This is a genomic window from Leadbettera azotonutricia ZAS-9, assembly GCF_000214355.1.
Taxonomy (GTDB): domain Bacteria; phylum Spirochaetota; class Spirochaetia; order Treponematales; family Breznakiellaceae; genus Leadbettera; species Leadbettera azotonutricia.
In genome coordinates this window covers 1,743,187-1,764,419 of sequence record NC_015577.1, presented here as the reverse complement: position 1 = coordinate 1,764,419, position 21,233 = coordinate 1,743,187, and the positions used below count along the sequence as shown (strand labels likewise).

General features: G+C 51.2%; 19 protein-coding genes and 1 tRNA gene. 7 read left to right on the top strand and 13 right to left on the bottom strand.

The genetic code is table 11. The features are described 5' to 3' along the window. Window positions 1-4: 4 nt before the first annotated feature. The 7 genes from TREAZ_RS07600 to TREAZ_RS07570 all read right to left on the bottom strand — a co-directional run bounded on the left by TREAZ_RS07600 (window position 5) and on the right by TREAZ_RS07570 (window position 5,929). Window positions 5-790 carry a 5-oxoprolinase subunit PxpA gene (locus tag TREAZ_RS07600; protein WP_015711244.1) on the bottom strand — a complete coding sequence of 262 codons (786 nt, stop codon included), beginning with the start codon at window positions 788-790 and terminating at the stop codon, window positions 5-7. Between the two features lie 10 nt (window positions 791-800). Beyond that, window positions 801-1,586, bottom strand: a complete 786-nt coding sequence (locus TREAZ_RS07595) for a putative hydro-lyase (protein WP_015711243.1) — start codon at window positions 1,584-1,586, stop codon at window positions 801-803. 18 nt (window positions 1,587-1,604) lie between these two features. After that, the gene (locus TREAZ_RS07590; protein WP_015711242.1) at window positions 1,605-2,567 is read right to left on the bottom strand and encodes a 5-oxoprolinase subunit C family protein; all 963 of its coding nucleotides are present in this window, start codon (window positions 2,565-2,567) and stop codon (window positions 1,605-1,607) included. Further along, window positions 2,558-3,283, bottom strand: coding sequence for a 5-oxoprolinase subunit PxpB (gene pxpB, locus TREAZ_RS07585; protein ID WP_015711241.1), 726 nt, complete (start codon window positions 3,281-3,283; stop codon window positions 2,558-2,560). Before pxpB ends, TREAZ_RS07590 begins: the two co-directional genes overlap by 10 nt. Continuing rightward, window positions 3,252-4,358, bottom strand: a complete 1,107-nt coding sequence (locus TREAZ_RS07580) for a DUF4392 domain-containing protein (protein WP_015711240.1) — start codon at window positions 4,356-4,358, stop codon at window positions 3,252-3,254. Before TREAZ_RS07580 ends, pxpB begins: the two co-directional genes overlap by 32 nt. 2 nt (window positions 4,359-4,360) lie before the next feature. Beyond that, window positions 4,361-5,209, bottom strand: a complete 849-nt coding sequence (locus TREAZ_RS07575; protein ID WP_015711239.1) for an aminotransferase class IV — start codon at window positions 5,207-5,209, stop codon at window positions 4,361-4,363. Window positions 5,210-5,290: 81 nt separating this feature from the next. Then, window positions 5,291-5,929, bottom strand: a complete 639-nt coding sequence (locus TREAZ_RS07570; protein WP_015711238.1) for a hypothetical protein — start codon at window positions 5,927-5,929, stop codon at window positions 5,291-5,293. Between the two features lie 317 nt (window positions 5,930-6,246). Between TREAZ_RS07570 and TREAZ_RS07560 the strand changes: the two genes are divergently transcribed. Beyond that, the gene (locus TREAZ_RS07560) at window positions 6,247-7,206 is read left to right on the top strand and encodes an RpnC/YadD family protein (protein ID WP_015711236.1); all 960 of its coding nucleotides are present in this window, start codon (window positions 6,247-6,249) and stop codon (window positions 7,204-7,206) included. A gap of 43 nt (window positions 7,207-7,249) precedes the next feature. Here TREAZ_RS07560 and TREAZ_RS07555 read toward each other — a convergent pair whose 3' ends face one another. The 5 genes from TREAZ_RS07555 to TREAZ_RS07535 form a co-directional block, all read right to left on the bottom strand. Beyond that, window positions 7,250-7,804: a nitroreductase family protein gene (locus TREAZ_RS07555; RefSeq protein ID WP_015711235.1), complete on the bottom strand. Its 555-nt coding sequence runs from the start codon at window positions 7,802-7,804 to the stop codon at window positions 7,250-7,252. Between the two features lie 93 nt (window positions 7,805-7,897). Beyond that, entirely contained in the window at window positions 7,898-9,136 is a 1,239-nt protein-coding gene (locus tag TREAZ_RS07550) for an ATP-binding protein (RefSeq protein WP_015711234.1), read from the bottom strand. Window positions 9,137-9,202: 66 nt separating this feature from the next. Continuing rightward, the gene (locus tag TREAZ_RS07545) at window positions 9,203-10,033 is read right to left on the bottom strand and encodes an energy-coupling factor transporter transmembrane component T family protein (RefSeq protein WP_015711233.1); all 831 of its coding nucleotides are present in this window, start codon (window positions 10,031-10,033) and stop codon (window positions 9,203-9,205) included. Next, window positions 10,030-11,814 carry an ABC transporter ATP-binding protein gene (locus tag TREAZ_RS07540; RefSeq protein ID WP_015711232.1) on the bottom strand — a complete coding sequence of 595 codons (1,785 nt, stop codon included), beginning with the start codon at window positions 11,812-11,814 and terminating at the stop codon, window positions 10,030-10,032. Before TREAZ_RS07540 ends, TREAZ_RS07545 begins: the two co-directional genes overlap by 4 nt. Then, complete coding sequence (locus TREAZ_RS07535; RefSeq protein WP_015711231.1) at window positions 11,771-12,328, bottom strand: ECF-type riboflavin transporter substrate-binding protein; 558 nt, start codon at window positions 12,326-12,328, stop codon at window positions 11,771-11,773. The genes TREAZ_RS07540 and TREAZ_RS07535 overlap by 44 nt, the downstream gene beginning before the upstream one ends. A 173-nt stretch (window positions 12,329-12,501) precedes the next feature. Here TREAZ_RS07535 and TREAZ_RS07530 point away from each other — a divergent pair. From TREAZ_RS07530 to lon, 5 genes are all read left to right on the top strand, one after another. Continuing rightward, window positions 12,502-12,582, top strand: a tRNA-Leu gene (locus TREAZ_RS07530). A gap of 27 nt (window positions 12,583-12,609) precedes the next feature. Continuing rightward, complete coding sequence (gene tig / locus TREAZ_RS07525) at window positions 12,610-13,983, top strand: trigger factor (RefSeq protein WP_015711230.1); 1,374 nt, start codon at window positions 12,610-12,612, stop codon at window positions 13,981-13,983. Window positions 13,984-13,992: 9 nt separating this feature from the next. Next, window positions 13,993-14,607 carry an ATP-dependent Clp protease proteolytic subunit gene (locus TREAZ_RS07520; protein WP_015711229.1) on the top strand — a complete coding sequence of 205 codons (615 nt, stop codon included), beginning with the start codon at window positions 13,993-13,995 and terminating at the stop codon, window positions 14,605-14,607. Continuing rightward, window positions 14,591-15,844 carry an ATP-dependent Clp protease ATP-binding subunit ClpX gene (gene clpX, locus TREAZ_RS07515; RefSeq protein ID WP_015711228.1) on the top strand — a complete coding sequence of 418 codons (1,254 nt, stop codon included), beginning with the start codon at window positions 14,591-14,593 and terminating at the stop codon, window positions 15,842-15,844. Before TREAZ_RS07520 ends, clpX begins: the two co-directional genes overlap by 17 nt. Before the next feature lie 10 nt (window positions 15,845-15,854). After that, complete coding sequence (gene lon, locus TREAZ_RS07510) at window positions 15,855-18,401, top strand: endopeptidase La (protein WP_015711227.1); 2,547 nt, start codon at window positions 15,855-15,857, stop codon at window positions 18,399-18,401. Between the two features lie 44 nt (window positions 18,402-18,445). On the opposite strand, the gene TREAZ_RS07505 is transcribed toward lon, so the two are convergent. Then, window positions 18,446-19,006, bottom strand: a complete 561-nt coding sequence (locus TREAZ_RS07505) for an NADPH-dependent FMN reductase (protein WP_015711226.1) — start codon at window positions 19,004-19,006, stop codon at window positions 18,446-18,448. A 130-nt stretch (window positions 19,007-19,136) separates the two neighbouring features. Between TREAZ_RS07505 and TREAZ_RS07500 the strand changes: the two genes are divergently transcribed. Next, entirely contained in the window at window positions 19,137-21,221 is a 2,085-nt protein-coding gene (locus tag TREAZ_RS07500) for a methyl-accepting chemotaxis protein (protein WP_015711225.1), read from the top strand. Window positions 21,222-21,233: the final 12 nt, after the last annotated feature.

Here is a 21,233-nt window from a genome sequence, read left to right as displayed (position 1 = left end):
TGATTCACTTTGCCTTTCTGCATGCCATAATTTCCTGCAAGGATGCCTTTGCTATCCCTTCTGCCTTGAATGCCCTGTTGAGTTTTTCCACAAAAAGCAGGGCTTTTTCCCCGTCTCCATGAACACAGATTGAGTCGGCCTGCACGGAGATTTCTTTGCCTGTTATTGCTTTTACCGTTCCTGTTTTGATCATGCCGACAACCCGGCTTACGGCTTCGTCCTCGTCGCTGATCATAGCGCCGGGCTTTGTACGGGACACCAGGGAACAGTCTTCCTCATAGGCGCGGTCGGCAAAGACTTCTTCTGCCACAGGAAGGCCGATTTCTTTTGCCGCCGCAACCATGCAGCTTCCTGCCAGGGCAAGAAAAATAAGACCGGGGTTTACGGCTTTAATCCCTTCCGCTATAGCCCTGGCAAGGGAAATATCTTTGGCCGCCATGTTGTAGAGGGCGCCATGGGCTTTGACATGGATCAGGGGAACACCAGCGGCTTTGCAAAATGCCTCAAGGGCGCCTATCTGGTACTGGACACAGGCCCTTGCTTCTGCTGCTGACATGGCAAGATTGCGCCGCCCGAATCCTGAAAGGTCGGGAAAGCCTGGATGAGCCCCCACGGCTACGCCATGCTGTTTTGCCAAAGCGACGGTCTTTTCCATTACCAAAGGATCACCTGCATGGAAGCCGCAGGCAATATTGGCCGAAGAAACAAGGGGGATGATCTTATCGTCCATGCCCATCTTCCATGCCCCGAAGCTTTCGCCCAGGTCGCAGTTTAAATCCACCTTTGCCATGATACCCCCGTCAATATTTCAAGAGAATGTTTTTTACATCAGTGATGAGCATGTGGCCCGGCGCATGGGTTATGGCGATCGAAGGTTTTACGCTCATGATGACCGACTGGGGGGTTACTCCGCAGGCCCAGAACACCGGCACTTCCCCCTTTTTTATTGTGACCGAATCGCCGAAGTCCGGCTTGCCTAAATCTTTTATGCCGATGCGCTCAGGATCGCCTATATGCACCGGCGCCCCATGAACCCGGGGCATGGAAGCGGTAACATTTACCGCCCGCACTACCAGCTCCGGCGGAATCGGCCTCATGCTTACTACCATTTTTCCGTAAAAAACCCCCGCAGGCTCGCAGTCAATATTAGTGATGTACATAGGCACGTTTCTGTCTTCTTCTATCTGCCTGACAGGAACATCGGCAGCAAGCAGTTCGGATTCAAAAGAAAAACTGCATCCTATAAGAAAACTTACAAAATCATCCTGCCAAAATTTTGACACGTCGTTGTATTCGCCGTCCAATACGCCTTTCCGGTAAATGCGATATTTGGGGATATCCCTGGCAATATCCGCACCGGGGGCAATGGCCTTTAAGAAGCGGCTCCCCTTGTCGCTCACTTCCAGTATGGGGCAGCTTTTGGGATTGCGCTGGGCAAAAAGCAGAAAGTCATAGGCATACTCAGCCGGGAGCACCGCAAGGTTTGCCTGGGCATACCCATCGCACATTCCGGAAGTATGCTTGGTGATTTTTTCTTCCCGTATCAGATTCCGCACATCCCTGGGCAGCATTTTTGCATAGTCCATAATCCGTCCTTTCTGTCCTTATCGGTAAAATTGAAGCCCCTTTATGGCCTTGACTGTTTGCCTGTAGCATTTTTCTGCATCCCTTAGGGAGATCTTTTCGAATCGAACCTGGGAACCTGGAACAGCCTGGGAGAGCCTCCAGATATCCCTTGTGATCACAGCGCCGATTTTTGCATAGCCCCCAGTAGTCTGCCTGTCGTTGAGCAGTATGATGGGTTTTCCTGAACCGGGAACCTGGATTGAACCCAAGGCGATTCCGTCAGAGACGATATCCGTCCCCTTTATCGAAGAAATCGCCGGCCCTTCAAGCCGCACTCCCATCCTGTCGCTGTCGGATGTGACAGTGTATATCGAAGCATAGAAATTTTCCATTCCTTCCCGGGTAAAATACGATAGCTGGGAACCTTCCACTACATGAAGAACCAGGGGAAGCTCCGCAGTATAGGCAGCTATGGGAAAGGGCGAGCTTTCTGCATTGAACAGCCGCCGCTCTAAACCAGGCAGGGAATTTATTGTTTTGCGGAATGGTATATGATCTTTGGATTCGAGTTTCCGCCCGTTAAAACCGCCGATGCGGGCTTTAAGATTGGTAGAAAAACTCCCCATGACCGGTTCAATCGCAAAGCCGCCGGAGACAGCGATATAGGATCGAAACCCTTTTATTGCCATCCCTGTGCAAAAAATGTCTCCTTTGCGTACGCAAAAGGCTTTGTTCATGGCTATAGGATTCCCATTGAGAAGGGGCTTCATATCGGCCCCTGTAACGCAAAGCGCAGCGGTCCCGTCGAATAGAAAAGACGCTCCGGAAAAGGTCATTTCCAGCACGGCCTCGCCAGCGGGATTATTCACAAGGGCATTGGCAAGGGCGAAAGAAAAGCCGTCCATTGCTCCGGAAGGGGAAAATCCGGCCTCCATGTAGCCCTTCCTCCCTTCGTCTTGTATGGTGCTGAGCATTCCCGGATCTATAAGCGTCATGCCCATGAGCGTTTTCCTTCGGCTGGGAGCACCGCGCCATGGGCATCATATTCTTCCCTGCTGATGCTGTAAAATCGAATGCTGTCCCCTGCACGGTATAAAAAAGGTTCTTCCCGGCGGGGATCATAAGGCTTGAGCGGAGTGCGGCCGATAATCTGCCAGCCTCCGGGAGAGTCAAGCGGATAAATGCCGGTCTGCTCTCCCCCGATGCCCACTGACCCTGCGGGAATTTTTGTCCTCGGCGTTTTAAGACGCGGAGTTTCCAGAGCCGGATCAAGTCCACCCAAATAGGGAAAGCCCGGCAAAAAACCAAGCATGTAGATTCGGTACAGGGGCTTTGTATGCCGGGCGATCACTTCTTCCCGGGAAAAGCCCGTATGGCCGCAGACCGTCTCCATGTCCATGGCAAATTCGCCTTCATAACAGACCGGTATGGAAACAATTTTTCCTGCGCTTTCCCGGTTCCGCGCTTTCTGCTTTGCCCTTGAAAAGAGAAGCCGCCGCAATTTGCAGAAAGAAACAATGGACGGATCAAAGCAAACGAGAAGCGAAGCGTAAGAAGGAACCATATCGTATACGCCCCTGACAGGCTTTTCCCGCAGGCTTCCGGCAAGGGAATGAACCCGGTCGTTCAACTCCGGGTCTATGCTGTTTCCGAATTCAATCTTAAGGGCGCAGTCACCGGCAGGGTTAATGAGGGGAAGGGGTTTTTGTTTTTCCATCAAAATATCCCAGTTCAAGGGTTTTGGCAAACCAGGTCCTGCAGGTCTCCTCAAGCTCAAAAGCCGATAGCACGCACTCGTTCATCAGGGTTATAAGGGCAGTGTTTTTTGCCAGGTTCATGCCGTCTACCTGGGGAATCTGCCAGCCGTACATATCAATAAGGCCCGCTTCGCTTGCCGCCCTGAGCGCCCGTTCTTCAAGACCGGGGCTGTACAGGACTTCCTTGTTTCTTGAGAGGTAAGCCAAAGCTGAACAGATCCCATAAGCCCCCCAGTTGGAAACGGTAGTGGTCAGGACGGTATCGGCGGCAGTAACAGCGGCTATGCCGCCCCCGCAGCCGCAGGAGCATCCGCCCGGCGCCGCATAAGGAATATACTTTTCGAGATGGGCTTTAAGGGCCCCCATACCGCATTCGTTTCCCAAATCCCCTATCGCAAGAGTAGGCACATTTTTTTTCTTCAGATATGAAAAAAGAACATCCGTTTTGGCTTCAAGAGGGCTTATATCTAGCCCAACAGCATTGTGGTACACCCCCCTGCTGTTTGCCCCCGGGGCTTCTATGGCAATGCAAAACTTTGGGACGCAATTGGCAGCATTTGCCTCGTTCCATAACGATTCGGATGCTTTTTTTGCCCCGTCCGCCGATTTTGTGAATTCCATGATCCCTGCGGACAAGGGCCTTGCCCGCAGTTCTTCAAAAGAACCGTAAAGATGAAAACCCATAATGGCGGAGAGCCTTTTGACAGCATCCGCCGCTTCCCCCGGAACAATGAAAACAGGCTTTGCCCCTTTTGCGATAATAAGGGATCGCGCAAGGGCTGCCGCCCCGACAGGGCCATCTGTTTCCGCCTTATTGTAATTCTTCAATACAAAGCCAGTGATGATAAAAACCGTGTCCCCTTCGCCGACAGAAGAAAGCAGAACCTCCGCAGCCTTCATCGTAAGAGGCCCGCCGGACCTTTTATACGCAGCCTCATAAAGGATATTGCAAACCCCGTAACCCCGGGGATCAAGGTTCATCAAGCTGTCAAGGCTTTTCCCCAGGTTGAATTCGGTAAGCTCTTTTTGGGTCATACTTACTTCTTTGGGTAGCCGGTGGCCTTGCTAAAGTCGGCCCTTATTTCGTCATGAATTTTTCTGAGCAATTCCGGCGCTTTGCCCCCGGCAGGTTTGCCATCAATGGAATTCGCGCTCAGCCCGAAGGTACTGGTGCTCGAGGTAAGAATTTCATCGGCATTGAAAAGCTCGTCCAGGGTAAATTCCCGCTCTTCCACAGGAATGCCAAGCCTGTCGCAGACCTGGGCAAGATGGCCACGGGCAATGCCCCGAAGAATCAGGTTGTCCGTTGGATGGGTAATGAATTTGCCATCCTTGATAATGTGCACATTGCTATGGGCGCATTCGGTCACGATGTTTCCACGGTGAAAAACCGCTTCATGGGCGCCGGCCTCATGGGCCCTCTGGGCGGCTATGACGTTTGGAATCAGGTTAAGGGTCTTAACATTGCAGTGCAAAAACCGGGTGTCTTCGATGGTGATAAGTTTGATTTTATGATCCAAATCGGCAACCTTGGCCGCCTTTATGATCACCCAAAGATTGGGCTTCCCTTCCGGGAAAGCGTGGTTGCGCCTTCCGGTACCCCGGGTCAGCTGCCAATATACCAGCACTTCGTCCAGATCAACCTTGGCTGCCAGATCCTTTAATATGCTTTTAAGCTCATCTTTTGAAAAATCAGGCTTGATTTCCAAAAAGGCTGCGCTGTTAAAAAACCGATCCACATGATTATCCAAAAGATAGATGATCTTTTTGTAGCAAATCGCCGCGTCATATACCCCATCGCCAAAAAAACAGGCCCGATCATTCATCGGCACAGTCATCTCGTCAAGGGGGCCCCATTTCCCGTTGTAATACCCTAATGCATCCATTAGAAACTGTCTCCTTTGTTTTAGGAGTATATCCTTGCGGCTCAAATTAGTAAAGAATATCCAGCTTCCCTTTAAAAGAGGCTAATAGGTGTTCCCGTCCATAGCCAGAAATTTTTCGCGCACCCCCTGGAGCAGGGCCAGCTCGCGGTTGATGGTCTTTTCGTAGTCCAGGGACCTGGTTTCGATGCGGCCTGCCTCGTCTTCCCAGAACTGGACCTTTTGCAGATTGATAAAACGGAAGCGCCTGTCCTGGGATTTTTCCTGCCATTTTAAAGCTTCGTTCCAATAATAAAGGGCAGTACGGAAACAGGTTTCGGCAGTTTCGAGGCTGTCCAGGTTCTGTTCCTTCCAGGGGGCATTGTAAAAATAGGCGTTCCGCTTGTTGTACTTATTGCCCAAAAAGAGATGCTGCTCCACAAGTTTCAGGTTTATATGCATCATAAAGAGGCAGCGGTATTTTTCCCACTGGGTTTCGTTTTCAATGAGGGCCAGGGCATAGAGGGGGTTGGAAAAATCGGCCTTTACCGCCTGCTCCAGCCAGTAAATGTTTTCCATAGCATCATCGGGGTACTGTATATAATGAAGATGGTAGAGCCTGTAGTACTGCTCTTTATAGGTGACAAAATAAGCATTAAGGGGAATGCCCGGAAGCAGGAGGAGGGAAAGGATTATCGTCAAAAACAAAGGGCCTCTTAATTTGGCTAACTTCACCCTTTGCATATCGGCATATTTTCCGGGACCGATTAGAGGAAAAAAGGAGCCCACGCGAAAGCATTGGGTATAAAAATACAAATTTTCGATACTCATCTTATCTGATGAATTTGCCGAATTAAATTCATCTTATCTGATGAATTCGGCCTTCCTTTGTGTCCTTTGTGTTATTGAATTCTTATAATCGCCAACCCCGCCGCAAGCCCTAAATTTGCCCCCGGGAATTACGATTTTTTCCAAATTCACAAAAAAACGCAGCAAAAAACGAAGCGCCACGCATCCTGATGCCATATACAGTATAGAAACATACATCCACAGGAGGCGCCATGGAGACAGCACATCTTTTCGACCTTGTATTCAAAAAACTCATTACCTCTTCTCCCAGGGGCGTGATCTATCTTATCAATGCCCTCTTCAATACCAATTTCCCCCTCGACAGCCCCGTGGAATATCTTAGCACCGAGCACATCAGCAAAGAGCTTGCCCTCCGCCGGTCGGATACCATGATCAAAATCAATAACTCCCATACCTATAACCTTGAGGCCCAGACTAAAAAAGGCAGGGAAATGGTCGTCCGGGTTTTTGAATACGGCTTTATGCAGGCCAGGGATACGCAGATTTTGACAAAAGAAAAAATCCGCCTGGCCTTCCCCATGCCTAAAATCATCTATCTAGACGCAAGGGGAAAAATCCCCGATACGGTAACGCTGGAACTAAAATTCCCTGACGACAGCATTCACGAGTACAAGGTAGGCACATTCAAGATCCACGACCATGCCCCGGAAGAATTGTTTCAGCAAAGAATGATACTGCTTCTCCCCTTTTACCTTCTCAAGCTGAGGCACAGAGTAAAGAAGGCAAAAACAGGGGGAGAGCTCAAGCTGCTGGCTGCTGAACTAAAAAGCCAGATAGACGATCTTACGCTTTTAACCAAAGAGAGCGGCCATGCCGGAATCCTCGAAAACAAAGATATCAATGCGATACAATCCCTTATGGAAAGACTTTTCAGGGAACTCTATGCAGGCTATACTGAATTGGAAGGAGTGGACACTATGCTGGTGACAGAAATCAAGACTTACGCCGAAGAGCTGGAAGAGAAAATGGCAGAAATCAAAACCTACGCCGAAGAGCTGGAAGAGAGGCATACTAAAGAACTGGCAGAAAAGGCAGAGCGGGAATGGCAGAACAAGCTCGACTTCGTTCGGAACTTAAAAGCCCTGGACATTCCCATCGATAAGATTGCTAAAGCCTCAGGCCTCTCCCTTGAAGTGGTCGAAAAACTCTAGGCGCGGCGTCTATCGGTACATTGGACCTTGAATGGCTAACCGCCTATCTTATATAGCTAATCTTGCCTGAATCAATTTCGTGGGGTTTGCCCTGATCGGCGGCATAGCCTACCGCCACGGCTAGGCCGTACTCGTAGCCTTCGGGGAAGCCAAGCCTGGCCTTCCAGAAGGCGGCGGTTTCGGGGGCGTTGAACACGGGCTGCGGAAGGCCCAGGATGATATTGCCGAGTCCGAGGGAAGCAGCGGCGATGGCGATATTTTCAGCGGCAATGCCTGTATCGGTATTGGCGTTGTTTTTCACGGCGAGGAAAAAAACCGTGGAGGCGTCGTAAAAAACCTTGTTGCCGCGCTGCTTGTTGCGGTTCGCAACTGCCTCATTGCCGGCCTTGACAAAATAGTCAACCACCGCCTTTTCCAGTTCCAGGAGCAATGCCGTGTCCTGCACCACGATCACGTTGACCGGTTGGAAATTGTTGCCCGAGGGGGCGGCCAGGGCTGCCTTTGCAAGGTTCGCCACTGTTTCATCTTCCACCTTTTGGCCCGTAAAAGAGCGGCAGGACCGTCTGGCGAAAATTGCCTCAAGCGTAGAATTCGACATCTGAAATACCTTCCTTTATAGCATTGCTATCGTCTTCACCATATCAGGTTTTTTATATAATGTCTATAACTTACATAGGAATACTAGGCGTACCTATACCCATCCCACCGGCAGCGCTTTATCCATATTCCCCAAAGATACAACCTTGTCGTAACAGCAAACCAGGGCGCCCTCTCCGCGCTCATAAGGCGATGGCAGACCATCAAGAACTTTGAAGGCTTCAATTCGGGCCCTGGTAGGATTGGCTGTCATCTTTATTTCCACAGGGTATAAATGCCCATTGTGCCAGATAAGCAGGTCGATTTCCCGCTGATCCTTGTCCCGGTAATAATAAACCGGCGCCTGGATACCTTTGTTAATATAGCTCTTTATGATTTCGGCTATGACGAAAGTTTCAAAAAACGCTCCGTTCATGGCGCCGTTTCGCAATACCGCAGGAGTGTCCCAGCCGATAAGATACGCAGCAAGGCCGGTATCAAGGAAGTAGAGCTTGGGCGTTTGGATTTCTCTTTTTCCAATATTTACATGGAAAGGTTTTAAGAGAAATATGAGATTGGCGGAGATAAGTATCGAAAGCCACCGTTCCGCAGTAGTCCGGGAAACATCGACATCTTCCGCCAATTTTACCAAATTCAGCATCTGCCCTGTCCTGGCTGCGCAAGCCCTGATAAAGGACAGGAATTTTCTTTCGTCCCCGATATTGACGATGGAACGCACATCCCGCTCAATATAGGTACGAAGATAGGTTCCATAATAAGCCTGTATCGGCGTTGAAGGATCAGCGTATAATTTCGGCATACTTCCCCGCCAGATAATCTCCCACAATTTATCATAATTGAAATCCGGGATAGACCTTCCCCGGATTTTCAGAAAATCGGCAGTTGGACAAAATGGTTCTGTGCAGGGGTCTCCGGAGATTTCCCGCATGGACAGTCCTAAAATATCAATAATTCCAACTCTGCCTGCCAGAGATTCGCTTACTCCCTTCATCAGGGAAAACTGCTGCGAGCCGGACATAAAAAACAGGCCGCTCTTCTTTTCCGTGTCCACGGCCATTTTTATGAAAGAGAAAAGGTTGGGAGCGTACTGGATTTCATCTATCATCACCGGAGGCTTGTGATCCAGCAGAAAGCGGCCGCCGTCATCTCGTGCGGCTTCAAGGCTTACAGGATCGTCCAGGGTTACCCTGCCTATCTTCCCCTTGCTTTTTCTAATAACGGATTCTTCCAGCAGAGTTGTTTTACCCACCTGCCTTGGTCCGGTTACCAGGACTGCGCCAAAATGTTTCCTTAACCCGGCAAGTGTTTCCGCCGCATGGCGATAAATATACATATACCCATCCTTCGACTAATTCACTTTTCAATAGTAAATTGGTCGAAAGACATTGTCAATGGCACATCAGACAAATGGGTTCCAGAACCTGCTTCCGTCCTTAAAGGTGATCCATATGCCTAAGGCGAAAAGCAGAACCGCGATTATGAGCACTGTTATGTCGCCCCTGGAAAAGGGCCGGTAATTGTACCAGGTACGCTTTTTGTGCTTGCCAAAGCTCCGGAGTTCCATGGCGCGGCTTACCACATCTATACGGTCTATCGATGAAAAGATGAGGGGCAACAGTATCGCGGCAGTGCCTTTGAATCTTTTCAAGAGCGATTGCTTCTTTGAAAGCTCGATACCCCTGGCTTGCTGGGCCTGGGAGATGTTTTCAAAGTCCCGCTGCACATCAGGAATATAACGGAAGGTAAGGCTCACTGCATAGGCTATGGTGTAGGGCACGCCTATACGGTTAAGGGAGGCTGCAAATTCGCTGGGCTGTATTGTTGCGATAAGAAGCATTGCAAGGGGCAACACTGTGGTATATTTCAGGAATACATTCAATTCGTAGAAAAGCTGTTCCCAGGTAAGTGTAAAACGGCCCTTGCCTTCGGCAATAACATGGCGGGTACCATAAATGCTTACCCCCTGTTCCGGGGCAAAAAGATAAATGGTAACAAGATTCAAAACCATAAAAAAAAGAAGCAATTTCAAAATAAACGACATTTCGCTTATTTTAATACCGGAGACAGCAAAAATGATGATGGCCAGCACAGTCATAACGCACATAATCCTCGTGTCATAACCTGCCATGGCCAGCACGGACCAGAGAAGGAACACGATGAGCTTCGTAGCCCCCGACAGGGAATGAACAGGGGAAGGACGATCGATATAGGAAAGCATGAAACGGCTCATTGCCCGCCCCCTGCTTCACGCCCCTGCCTGTCGTAATCAATGAACCGCTTCACAAAACTGCGGGGATCTTCAATACCGGCCCTGAGGGCAAGATCATAAAGGCTCGTGCGCTTAAGGTTCGCTTTTTCTATTACCCCATCATCAGTAAGTATGTCCCGGGGATCGGACAGTCCTGCCGCGTCCCCCCTGACGGCGAGCTTCCCGTCGGCAATGACCACCGCCTTGTCAGAATACTCAAGCATGAGGTGCATGTCGTGGGTTATCATGAGAATCGCAAGGCCCCGTTCAAGGTTCAGCCTGCGGAGGAATTCCATTATGTCCGTATAATGCCGGAAGTCCTGGCCGGCGGTGGGCTCATCCAGAATGAGGAGCTTCACATCCATCACTAAAATTGAAGCAATGGAAAGCCGCTTTTTTTGGCCATAGCTCAGGGCGCTGACAGGCCAATTCCTGAAGGGGTAAAGGCCGCAAATGCGAAACGCATTGTAAACCCTGTCCTTCACCTCAGCCTCCCCTGCCCCCCGGTTTCTTAAGGCAAGAGCTGCCTCGTCAAAGATCAGGGGAAATGAAAACATCTGGTTGGGATTCTGCATTACATAGCCTATGCGCTCCGCCCTTTCTTTAATGGAAAGATCCGAAATGTCCCTGCCTTCAAAATAAATCGAACCGGAAGCGGGCTTTTCAAAACCGCAGATAAGCTTTGCCAAGGTGGATTTGCCGGCGCCGTTTTTTCCTACCAGGCTCACCGACGCGCGCTGGGGTATTGCAAAATCAATATGCTCCAAAGCCCAGATCGAACCATTGTCGCCGGGATAGGAAAATGAAAGATCCTTTATTTCCAGAAGGGGCCTGGCATCCGGCGGCGGCGGCTTCTCCCCAAGCCCGCTGTTCCATGCCTGAAGCTTTGCTTTGTCAAATGCAATCCTGTTGATATCATCGCCATGGGTTTCAGCAGTAATGCTAACGCCTGCATAGCGGAGGGCCGTGAGGTAGAGGGGCTCCCGTATGCCTGCATTCCTCAATATGGATGAAGCCAAAAGAGCGCCGGGGGGGAGATCCGCGATTATGCGCCCTTCGTCCATGACGATAATGCGATCCACAGGCCGGTGCAGGACATCCTCCAGGCGGTGCTCCACAATGATCACCGTCTTGCCTGTCTCCTTGTGAAGACGGTCAATGGTTTCCATGGCGTCTTTTCCCGAGGCAGGATCAAGGTTCGCAAGGGGTTCGTCAAAAAGAAGTATGTCTACATCGTCGATGAGCACGCCGGCAATAGAGATGCGCTGCTTCTGGCCCCCCGAGAGATCCTGCGGCGACTTCGAAAGCTGCCCCTCCATGTTCACAAGCCTGGCAGCCCCGAGGACACGGCGCCGCATTTCTGCCTGGCCAACGCAGTCGTTCTCGGCTGCAAAGGCAATATCCTCGGCAGCGCTCAAGCCCACGAACTGGCCATCGGTATCCTGCAAAACAGTCCCCACTTTTTTGGAAATATCAAAAATGGACAGGCTGCTTATATCCTCCCCCATGAGGAAAATGCTGCCTTCGGCGCGGCCCGGGAAGGCATGGGGTATAAGACCGTTGATGCAATAGGTCAGGGTAGACTTCCCCGACCCCGAAGGGCCCAGAACGAGGATCTTTTCCCCCCTCTCTATTGCAAGATCTATAGAATGAAGGGTAGGTTCAGATTGGGCCTTGTATTGAAAGGAGAAATTCTTAAAACAGAGGGCAGGAGTCAGGTCACTCCGCCTTGAGGCTGCCTGCTTTGGTTTTGGTCTTGGCATAGCCAAAGGCCAAAAGGGAACCCAGTACCAGCACCACTGCGGCATTGAGCCCGCCCGCAACCAGCCCCTGAAGGTAAACCTTGTCAGAAGGCTCCTGATAAATCAGGATATCCAGAGTAGGCGCCACCGCGACCCATGCCACCACATTGGCAAGGATCTGTATGGCATTGAAAACAAGGCAATTCTTAAGTCCGAATTCGCCTTCTTCTATTCTATAGAGTTTCCAGAAGATGCCAACAAGAAGCCCAAAGATAGCGTCGGCAATCACCCAGGACCACCATATCCCATAACCCAAGGTCAGATCCGTAAGGGTATGGCCTATGAAGGCAATGAGGAGGCCCGCGACAGGCCCGAAGAGCGCGGCGAAAACAGCCACAATAGCCGAGGACAAATTGAGGGTAGTATTGGGCACCCCCGAAGGGATAGCCACAAATCGCATGAGCACAAACATAAGGGCAGCGCCAATCCCGATGGCCACCACCGTCCTTACCGAAATAATTCTCTTATCTGCCATAAAACACCTCCTTATCAGGTGAGGAAAGCATACCACAGAGATAAATATGTTTCAAGTACCCTAGTATAAAGATAGGAATTATATGCAATATTTTAAGCACATTTCATATTGACAGCCATCACCTTATTTTAGTACATTATATTAGTGGGATAACCCTTTTCCAAGACCGCTTTGCGAGAGTGGTGAAATTGGTAGACACGCCAGACTTAGGATCTGGTGCCAAAAGCTTAAGGGTTCGAGTCCCTTCTCTCGCATATTCGACAACATCGAAGAGGAAACAAGTGACTGTAAACAAAGAAATTACCCGGCTGGAACACTCAAGCGTAAAATTGACCCTCACTGTAGGAAAGGACGATGTCCGTTCGGAATATGACGGGCTTTTGGCTGAATATTCCAAAAATATCCAGATGCCAGGCTTCCGCAAGGGCAAAGTGCCCCGGGAAGTGCTGGTGAGGAAATTCGGGGACGCCCTTAAGGGCGAAGCCCTGGGCCGCATCGTCGAAAAGTCCGTGGGCGAGGTCCTTGATGACGAGACTTTTGCCAGAGAGGACAAGCCCCTTCCCTATTCCCAACCCCAGATTCAGGACGAAAAAGATCTGGCCCTGGATCTCGAAAAGGATTTCCAGTTCGCCGTGGTTTACGACGTGCTCCCCAAGCTGACCGTAGGCAAATGGCAGGGCCTCGAAATCGAAGTGCCCGATATAGCCATCACGGACGAAGATTTGGATCGGGAACTCGAGAAGATACGGGACCGCAATGCCATTGTCATGGACAAGGACGAGGGGCAGGCGGCCGCCAAAGACGATGTGGTTACCATCAATTACTGCGAGCTGGGCGATAGCGGCGAAGTCCTCCCCAATTCGGAGCGGCAGGACTTTGCGTTCACCCTCGGTTCGGGCCTCAACATCTATAAGATCGACGATGACCTTGTGGGCATGAAGAAAGGCGACACCAGGGAAATCACCAAGACCTATGCCGAAGATGCCGAGGACAAGACCTTCGCGGGCCAAACCAAGAAGCTCAGGGTTGACTTGACTGCCCTCAAAATAAAGAAACTTCCCGACCTTGATGACGATTTTGCCCAGGATGTGGACGAAAAGTTCAAGACCTTCGCGGATCTCAAGCAGAGCATACAGGAAAGGCTGGACAAGGATTTGGACAGGCGTGTCAGGGAGATCAAGGTCAGCAAGCTTTTGGAGAAGATAATGGAAACCACCCCGGTGGAGATCCCCGAATCCATGACCAGGCTCGAGCTTGATTCCCGCTGGAGGAACCTTGCCAGGCGTTTCAATACCGACTCGGACGGCCTGTACAAGATGATGGGGAACAGCCCCAACGGGGTGCAGGGGATCCTTGACGGCTGGAAGCCCGATGCCAACAGGGCCCTCCATTCACGGCTCATCGTGGAGACCCTTATGGAAGAGCTCAAGTTTGAGGCCTCCGATGAAGAAGTTGAAAAGGAGATAGAGACCCAGGCGGAGGCAGGCGGGGCAACGATAGAAGAGTTCAAAAAGTACTATGAGCAGGAGCAGATGAGGGAATATCTTAAGGAAGATATCAAGGAACGCAAGCTTTTCGACCGGCTTCTTCAGGAAAACACGATAAAGCCCGGAAAAAAGGAAAAATATATAGACCTCATCTCGAATAATGGGTAACTTTAAACTATGAAAGAACAAATGAACAATCTGATACCCTATGTCATTGAGCAGAGCGGAAACGGGGAGAGGTCCTATGATATATACTCCCGTCTCCTCAAAGACCGCATCGTTTTTGTTGACGGCGAGATCAACGACCTTACCGCCGATCTTGTAGTTGCCCAGCTTCTCTTCCTGGATGGCCAGGATACGGAGAAGGATATCAACCTCTACATCAATTCCCCGGGGGGCTCTGTTACCGCTGGGCTTGCCATTTACGATACCATGCAGTACGTCAAATGCGATGTCCAGACCATCTGCCTTGGGCAGGCTGCCAGCATGGCGGCCTTGATCCTCACCGCAGGGGCCGCGGGCAAGCGCCACATACTCCCTTCGGCACGGGTGCTGATACACCAGCCTTGGGGCGGCGCCCAGGGGCAGGCCCGGGACATCGGGATTCAATCCAAAGAAATTGTGCGGCTTAAGAAGCTCACTATAGAATATTTTGCAAAGCACACGGGCAAGAGCCTTGCCCAGATTGCTTCGGATATGGAGAGGGATTTCTACATATCCGCAGAAGACGCAGTGGTTTACGGGGTGGCGGATTCCATCCTCAGGAGGGAAAACAATGGCAAGACTTCGTAATGGTCCAAATGCGGTAGAACGGGTCTGCTCCTTCTGCGGAAAAAGCGCGGAAATTTCCCGCCGCCTCATCGCGGGCCCGGCGGACATTTTCATCTGCGACGAATGCGTGGAGGTCTGCCGGAAGATCCTGGCCGAAGAAGACCACGATCTTTCGACCCAGTTCACCGGGGATATCCCCACGCCAAAAGACATCAAGAACTACCTTGACCAGTTCATAATCGGGCAGGACCCTGCCAAGAAAGCCCTTTCCGTGGCCGTGTACAACCACTACAAACGCATATCCAACACTTCCAAGGAACAGGGGGATGTGGAAATTGAAAAATCCAACGTCCTCCTCATTGGCCCCACAGGCACAGGCAAAACCCTTTTGGCCAAGACACTGGCAAAAAAACTCAAAGTGCCCTTTGCCATTGTGGACGCCACCACCCTCACCGAGGCAGGCTATGTGGGCGAGGATGTTGAAAACATACTCCTCAAATTGATACAGAACGCCGGGGGCAGCATACCCGCTGCCGAGCGGGGCATAGTCTACATTGACGAGATAGACAAAATCGCCAGAAAGGGCGAGAACGTTTCCATCACCAGGGATGTGTCGGGCGAAGGCGTCCAGCAGGCCCTCCTTAAAATCATCGAAGGCACTATAGCGTCTGTACCGCCCCAGGGCGGCAGGAAGCATCCCAACCAGGAGATGATCCGCATCGACACCACGGACATACTTTTTATCTGCGGCGGCGCTTTCGTGGGCTTGGACAAATACATCGAGCGGCGTGTAGTGGAGCATCCCATGGGCTTCGGGGCTGACGCAAAAGAGCATACCCAAAAGAACCTCAAGGAACTTTTCGATGCTCTGCATCCGGACGACCTCATACACTTCGGCATGATCCCCGAATTCATAGGGCGCCTCCCCATCACCGTGAGCCTCGAGGAGCTTAAGAGGGAAGACCTTAAGCGCATCATCACCGAACCGAGAAACGCCATAGTCAAGCAGTACCAGGCATCCCTGGCGATTGACGATGTGGAGCTGGAATTCACCGAGGGCGCCATCGACGCTATCGCCGATATGGCCATCAAACAAAAGACAGGCGCCCGGGGCCTCAGGGCCATTGTCGAAAAACTCATGACCGACATCATGTACGAGATACCTTCCATGGAAGGGCACAAGCGGGTCATCATCACCCAGGAAGTGGTAGAAAAGTCCGAACCTCCTGAAATTCAGCTTTTGCAGAAAACCGCTTAAACGTACCCGAATGAAATTATTTAAAATTCCAAGGTCCCTGGGCGGTAAATCCGCTGCAGGGGTCGAGAATGAATTCCCCCTCCTCCCTTTACGGGAATTGGTTATTTTCCCCCAGACCATGATGCCTATTTTTATCACCTACAAAACAGGCATCAACGCACTGGAAGAAGCCCTGGGCCGCAACCAGAGGGTCTTTGCGGTATGCCAGAAAAACAGCGACGGCGAAGTTTGGGAAGCCGGGACTGTGGTGAGGATCATCCAGCATCTCCGCCTCCCGGACAGCACGTTCCGGGTGGTGCTTCAGGGCGAATACAGGGCGAAACTTGTGTCCAAATGGGACCCAAACGAATCGCTGCTGGTAAATGTCGAACCCCTAAGGGCGGATCTTCGCCCGGCCAAAGAGGCGCCGGGGAAAGAAAGCCCCGGGACCGTAAGCCCCGAAATTTCGGGCCTCATGCGGGCGGTGCAGAAATCATTTGTCCAGTACGCGGAGCTTTCAAAAAAAGTCGGGGCTGAACTCCTGACAGCGGTGGAAAAAGCCGAAAATGCCGAAAGGCTTGCCAATATTATCAGCAACGTTCTGGCAGTGAAGGCAGAAAAAAAAGTAGAATTGCTGCGAATCGTTGATCCCGGCGTCAGGCTCGAAGCCCTCCTTGAAACCCTGGAAATGGAAAATGAAATTTTCGGCATCCAGAAAAATATTTCCGGAAAAGTTAAAAGCCGGATGGAAAAAAACCAGCGGGAATACATACTCAACGAGCAAATCCGGGAAATCAATAAAGAGCTGGGTAAAGATACCACAGAAGACGAATTCTCGGAACTTGAACGCGCTATTGCCGCCAAAGCGCCAGGCGAAGAGGTGCTCCTCAAGGCCCAAAAAGAAACCGCCCGTCTCCGCAAGCTCCAGCCCTTCTCCCCCGAGGCGGGCGTACTCAGGGGCTACCTTGAGTGGATAGCCGACCTCCCCTGGAGCAATTATTCCGCCGATTCAGTGAGCCTTGCGGATGCGGAAAAAATCCTCAACGAAGATCACTTTGACATGAGGAAGGCCAAAGAAAGGATCATAGAATTTATCGCAGTCCGCCAGCTTTCCGCGGGGAGCTTCGCTGGAAGTTCCGCAGGGATTTCTGCGGAGGATGCAGGCTCAGACGAGGCGCCCCCGCCGCCTGAAAAAACAGGCATAAAAGGCCCCATTCTCTGTTTTGTAGGCCCTCCCGGGACAGGCAAAACGAGCCTGGGAAAATCAGTAGCCCGCGCTTTGGGCCGCCGTTTTGTGCGCATCTCCCTTGGAGGCGTTCGGGACGAGGCTGAAATAAGGGGCCACAGGAAAACCTATGTGGGCGCCCTGCCGGGAAAAATAATCCAGTCCATGCGCAAGGCAGAGGCTATGAACCCCGTATTTCTCCTCGACGAAATAGACAAGCTCTCCACCGATTTCAGGGGCGACCCCGCATCGGCGCTCCTTGAAGTTTTGGACCCCGAACAGAATTCCACTTTTACCGATCACTATATGGAAGTCCCCTATGATCTTTCCAAAGTGCTTTTTATCACTACCGCCAATTCCCTCCACACCATACCCTACCCTCTCCTTGATCGCATGGAGATCATCGAGATACCCGGCTACGGTGAAAATGAAAAACTCGCGATCGCAAAAAATTTCCTTATCCCCAAGGAATTGAAAGAGAACGGCCTTGAAAAAGCAAACATTTCTTTTAAGGACGATGCAGTACTGGAAATCATACGCCGCTGGACCATGGAATCCGGCGTGCGCGGACTTGAACGCGAAATAGCCCGCTGTTCCCGCCGCATTGCCCGTGAAGCAGTGGACAAGGAATACGGCAAGTCCAAAGACAAGCCCATCGAATCTTTTAAGAAGGTCGTCAAAAAAGACGACCTCGAAAAACTTTTGGGCAGGGGCAAGTACAAAAACGATTTAGTGTTCAAAGAGGCCCGTATAGGCGTAACCTACGGCCTTGCCTGGACAGAAACCGGCGGCACCATGCTTCCCGTAGAGACATCGAGCTTCGAAGGCCAGGGCGAACTTATCATCACCGGTAACCTCGGAGACGTGATGAAGGAAAGCGCCCGCATCGCCCTTTCCTACCTCCGCAGCGCCCAAAACCGTTACAACTATTTAGTAGACAATATAGGCAAAACCGATTTCCATATTCACGTACCCGAAGGAGCCATTCCTAAAGACGGACCTTCCGCAGGCATCACCCTCGCCTCTTCGCTGCTCTCCACAATCTGCGGCATTGCGCCCAAGCCCGGCATCGCCATGACCGGCGAGCTTACCCTCACGGGCCGCATACTCCCCATCGGGGGATTGAAGGAAAAGCTGCTGGCCGCCATAAGGAACGGCATGGAGAAGGTGCTGCTTCCGTCGGACAACCGGGACGATTGGGAAGAGCTCGACAAGGATGTGCGCGAGGCCCTGAAGGTGGAATTTGTGGAAAACGCGGACGAAGCCTTTGGGCTTTTGTTTGACGAGAAGATTCACAAGGGGAACGGGAAGAAGAAGAGCCGGGATAAGCGGATTAAGATACGCGAACAGTAATTCAGGCGTGGGTTTAGGAACTCGCAACGGACCCCTGCTTGCTTTTATCCCCTGAATTTCAACACCCACTGCGCAAAAGCATCGGCGTATATCCGCAGAAAATCCGCTGTTCCCTGGTTGCTTATCCCTCCCTTCTCGTCAAAAAGAGAAGCAATGTCGCCGATGTAGGCTTCGGGCTGCTGGAGCAAAAAAATATTCAGAAAAACCACCGCCTGGCGCAGTTGATGGTTGGCGCCAAAGCCGCCCAGCTTTCCCGGAGAAACGCTTATGATGCCGCCGGGTTTGCCGCTCCATGCGTTTTTCCCGTAGGGGCGGGAAGCAATGTCCAGGGCATTTTTTATCACCGGGGGAATGGAGCGGTTATACTCCGGGCTTACCAGCAGCACCCCGTCCAGTGCGCGGACTTCCTCGCGAAAGGTGGTCCATTCCCCGGGGGTCTTCCCCTCGTCATCGTAATCCTGATTGAACATTGCCAGATTGCCGATTTCCAGCGGCTTCATGTCAAAGGTATCGGGCATCAGGCTCGAAACGTACAAGGCGGTTTTTTTGGAAAAAGATTCCTTCCGTAAACTGCCAACCAAAACGCCAATTTGTAATTTACTCATGCTTTAGTATAAGCCGGGGGATGGATAAAGTCAAAAGGCAGTGGAATACGGTGTGCCACTCGACATTTCCGTACGATACTGCTATATTCAGGATGTAGTCTTGGGCGTTGGACTGTTGAAAGGAGCGGGTATGAAGAAAGGACATTTTCCTTTGGTTGTGCAGATTTCGATTCTGTGCCTTAGCCTTGTATTGATCATATCCGCCGCCATAACGGCAATTTTCATGAACAATATCAGCCGCATGACAGAAGACAATATTAAAAGTGTTGCTTCCGTTACCATGCAATATCTTAATGCGGATTTGCTGCATGCTATCACTCCCTTCACGGATATGGTTACCAATACTGCGGCCATTGTCAATAACATTGATGATCATGAAATCATGAATGACATGATGGTTAATATAATGGAAACTGTGCCTGATGTTTTTGATCTTTACTACGGCACATTGGAATCCATGTATGCCCCCAATGGTTATTATATCGATGCCGGGGGCTGGGTTCCTGACTCCGATTGGGACCCGCCGGACCGGCCCTGGTACAAGGCGGCTATGGCAAAACCGGGAACCACAGTCCTGGTTGACCCCTATGTTGACGCAGAAACCCACCGCACGGTCATTACCGTCTCCAAAACAGCCGCTGATTCAGCGGGAAAAATCACCGGGGTCATGGCGGTGGATGTTTTTCTTGATATCATATCGGAGATTGTAACGTCGAGGAAAATTACCGAAGACGGCAGCACAGTGCTTATCGACTCATCGGGAATATACATTGTGCATGAAAATGCGGATTATGTGCTTGAAAAAAACATCTTTGACGAAATCAAAGACCTTAACAGAAACGAAATATTCTCCGCTTCGCAGACGGTCTCTTTCCATAGCAACGAATATATCAGTTCTTCCCCAGTGGCAGGGACCGAATGGTTCCTGGTTTCTATCGGATCACTCACCTCCCTCCGCGCCACTGCTCTGAGGCTTTTGAGGATCGTTATTGTCGCGGTTCTGATTCTCGCCCTCGTGGCAAGCGCGATTGCCGTTTTTATAACTACCATCCTTACACGGCCTTTCAGGCAGCTTGTGGTTTCTTTCAGCGCGATTTCCTCCGGGGATCTTACCGTTTCGTCTCCCGATTTTTCTTCCCTGGAAGCATCTGCCCTTTCAGGCGGTTTTAACAGTTTCGCTAATGGTATCAGTACTCTCATGTGGGAAATCAAGGACTCCGCCTCAAGTCTCCGCAAGGTTGCCGAAGATCTGGCGGACTCTGTTGTTGAAACAAAGGGAACCATTGCCGCCGTAACCGGAGAGGTGAATCAGATACGCAGCAATGTTGAACGCGAGAACCACTCCATTGCAAAAACCGAGGTGTCGGTTACCGGCGTAATGAACGGTATCGAAAACCTTGACAGGAAAATACGGGATCAGGTGAGCCAGATTTCCGGCGCCTCGTCGGCCATTGAGGAAATGGTGGCCAATATTCATTCGATAGAGAACAGCACCACCCAGGCAAACAACCGCATCATCGAACTGGTGAATTCCTCGGAAGAACAAAAGAAGCGCCTTTCCGAAACCGCTGAAGCGGCACGGACGGTGGAAAAAGAATCCCTTTCCCTTGTCGAAATGAACCAGGTGATTGCCAATGTGGCTACCCAGACCAACCTACTCTCCATGAACGCCGCCATCGAGGCGGCCCATGCCGGCGAGGCAGGCAGGGGTTTTGCCGTTGTGGCCCAGGAAATACGCAAGCTTGCCGAGACCACGGCCCGGCAATCCAAAAGTTCAAAAGAGGCTCTTGTTTCCATACAGAAGCATATCAAGGAAATTGCTGAAAGCGCCTTCCATGTAGTGGAATCCTTTGACGGCATGATCGATATGATACACCAGGTCGAGGAAGTTACGGATAATCTGAAAAACGCCACCGAAGAGCAGAGCATAGGCTCGGGGCAGCTTCTTTCGTCGATTGAGGCCATCAATGCCATCACGCGGAATGTGGAAGAAGGCGCGGCCGCCATGAAGGCCGGCGCTGCGGAAGCTGCGGCAGCCTGCCGGGATCTCACTGCACTGAGCGGCGAGGTGGACGAGAAAGTCAGCAAGTGCGACGTTGGCGCCAAGTCCCTGTCGGGAAATTCCGAGGCCATGGTGATGGGTGCCGATAACATCAAATACGGCGTAGAAAACCTGGAAAAATCGATTAATCCCTTTAAGATACGCAGCCGGTGAATGTGATTTGGC

What these genes read in the sequence shown, in the direction of transcription:
- TREAZ_RS07600 (WP_015711244.1), bottom strand. Translation starts at nt 790, where the DNA reads ATGGCAAAGGTGGATTTAAACTGCGACCTGGGCGAAAGCTTCGGGGCA.
- TREAZ_RS07595 (WP_015711243.1), bottom strand. Translation starts at nt 1,586, where the DNA reads ATGGACTATGCAAAAATGCTGCCCAGGGATGTGCGGAATCTGATACGG.
- TREAZ_RS07590 (WP_015711242.1), bottom strand. Translation starts at nt 2,567, where the DNA reads ATGGGCATGACGCTTATAGATCCGGGAATGCTCAGCACCATACAAGAC.
- pxpB (WP_015711241.1), bottom strand. Translation starts at nt 3,283, where the DNA reads ATGGAAAAACAAAAACCCCTTCCCCTCATTAACCCTGCCGGTGACTGC.
- TREAZ_RS07580 (WP_015711240.1), bottom strand. Translation starts at nt 4,358, where the DNA reads ATGACCCAAAAAGAGCTTACCGAATTCAACCTGGGGAAAAGCCTTGAC.
- TREAZ_RS07575 (WP_015711239.1), bottom strand. Translation starts at nt 5,209, where the DNA reads ATGGATGCATTAGGGTATTACAACGGGAAATGGGGCCCCCTTGACGAG.
- TREAZ_RS07570 (WP_015711238.1), bottom strand. Translation starts at nt 5,929, where the DNA reads ATGCAAAGGGTGAAGTTAGCCAAATTAAGAGGCCCTTTGTTTTTGACG.
- TREAZ_RS07560 (WP_015711236.1), top strand. Translation starts at nt 6,247, where the DNA reads ATGGAGACAGCACATCTTTTCGACCTTGTATTCAAAAAACTCATTACC.
- TREAZ_RS07555 (WP_015711235.1), bottom strand. Translation starts at nt 7,804, where the DNA reads ATGTCGAATTCTACGCTTGAGGCAATTTTCGCCAGACGGTCCTGCCGC.
- TREAZ_RS07550 (WP_015711234.1), bottom strand. Translation starts at nt 9,136, where the DNA reads ATGTATATTTATCGCCATGCGGCGGAAACACTTGCCGGGTTAAGGAAA.
- TREAZ_RS07545 (WP_015711233.1), bottom strand. Translation starts at nt 10,033, where the DNA reads ATGAGCCGTTTCATGCTTTCCTATATCGATCGTCCTTCCCCTGTTCAT.
- TREAZ_RS07540 (WP_015711232.1), bottom strand. Translation starts at nt 11,814, where the DNA reads ATGCCAAGACCAAAACCAAAGCAGGCAGCCTCAAGGCGGAGTGACCTG.
- TREAZ_RS07535 (WP_015711231.1), bottom strand. Translation starts at nt 12,328, where the DNA reads ATGGCAGATAAGAGAATTATTTCGGTAAGGACGGTGGTGGCCATCGGG.
- TREAZ_RS07520 (WP_015711229.1), top strand. Translation starts at nt 13,993, where the DNA reads ATGAAAGAACAAATGAACAATCTGATACCCTATGTCATTGAGCAGAGC.
- clpX (WP_015711228.1), top strand. Translation starts at nt 14,591, where the DNA reads ATGGCAAGACTTCGTAATGGTCCAAATGCGGTAGAACGGGTCTGCTCC.
- lon (WP_015711227.1), top strand. Translation starts at nt 15,855, where the DNA reads ATGAAATTATTTAAAATTCCAAGGTCCCTGGGCGGTAAATCCGCTGCA.
- TREAZ_RS07505 (WP_015711226.1), bottom strand. Translation starts at nt 19,006, where the DNA reads ATGAGTAAATTACAAATTGGCGTTTTGGTTGGCAGTTTACGGAAGGAA.
- TREAZ_RS07500 (WP_015711225.1), top strand. Translation starts at nt 19,137, where the DNA reads ATGAAGAAAGGACATTTTCCTTTGGTTGTGCAGATTTCGATTCTGTGC.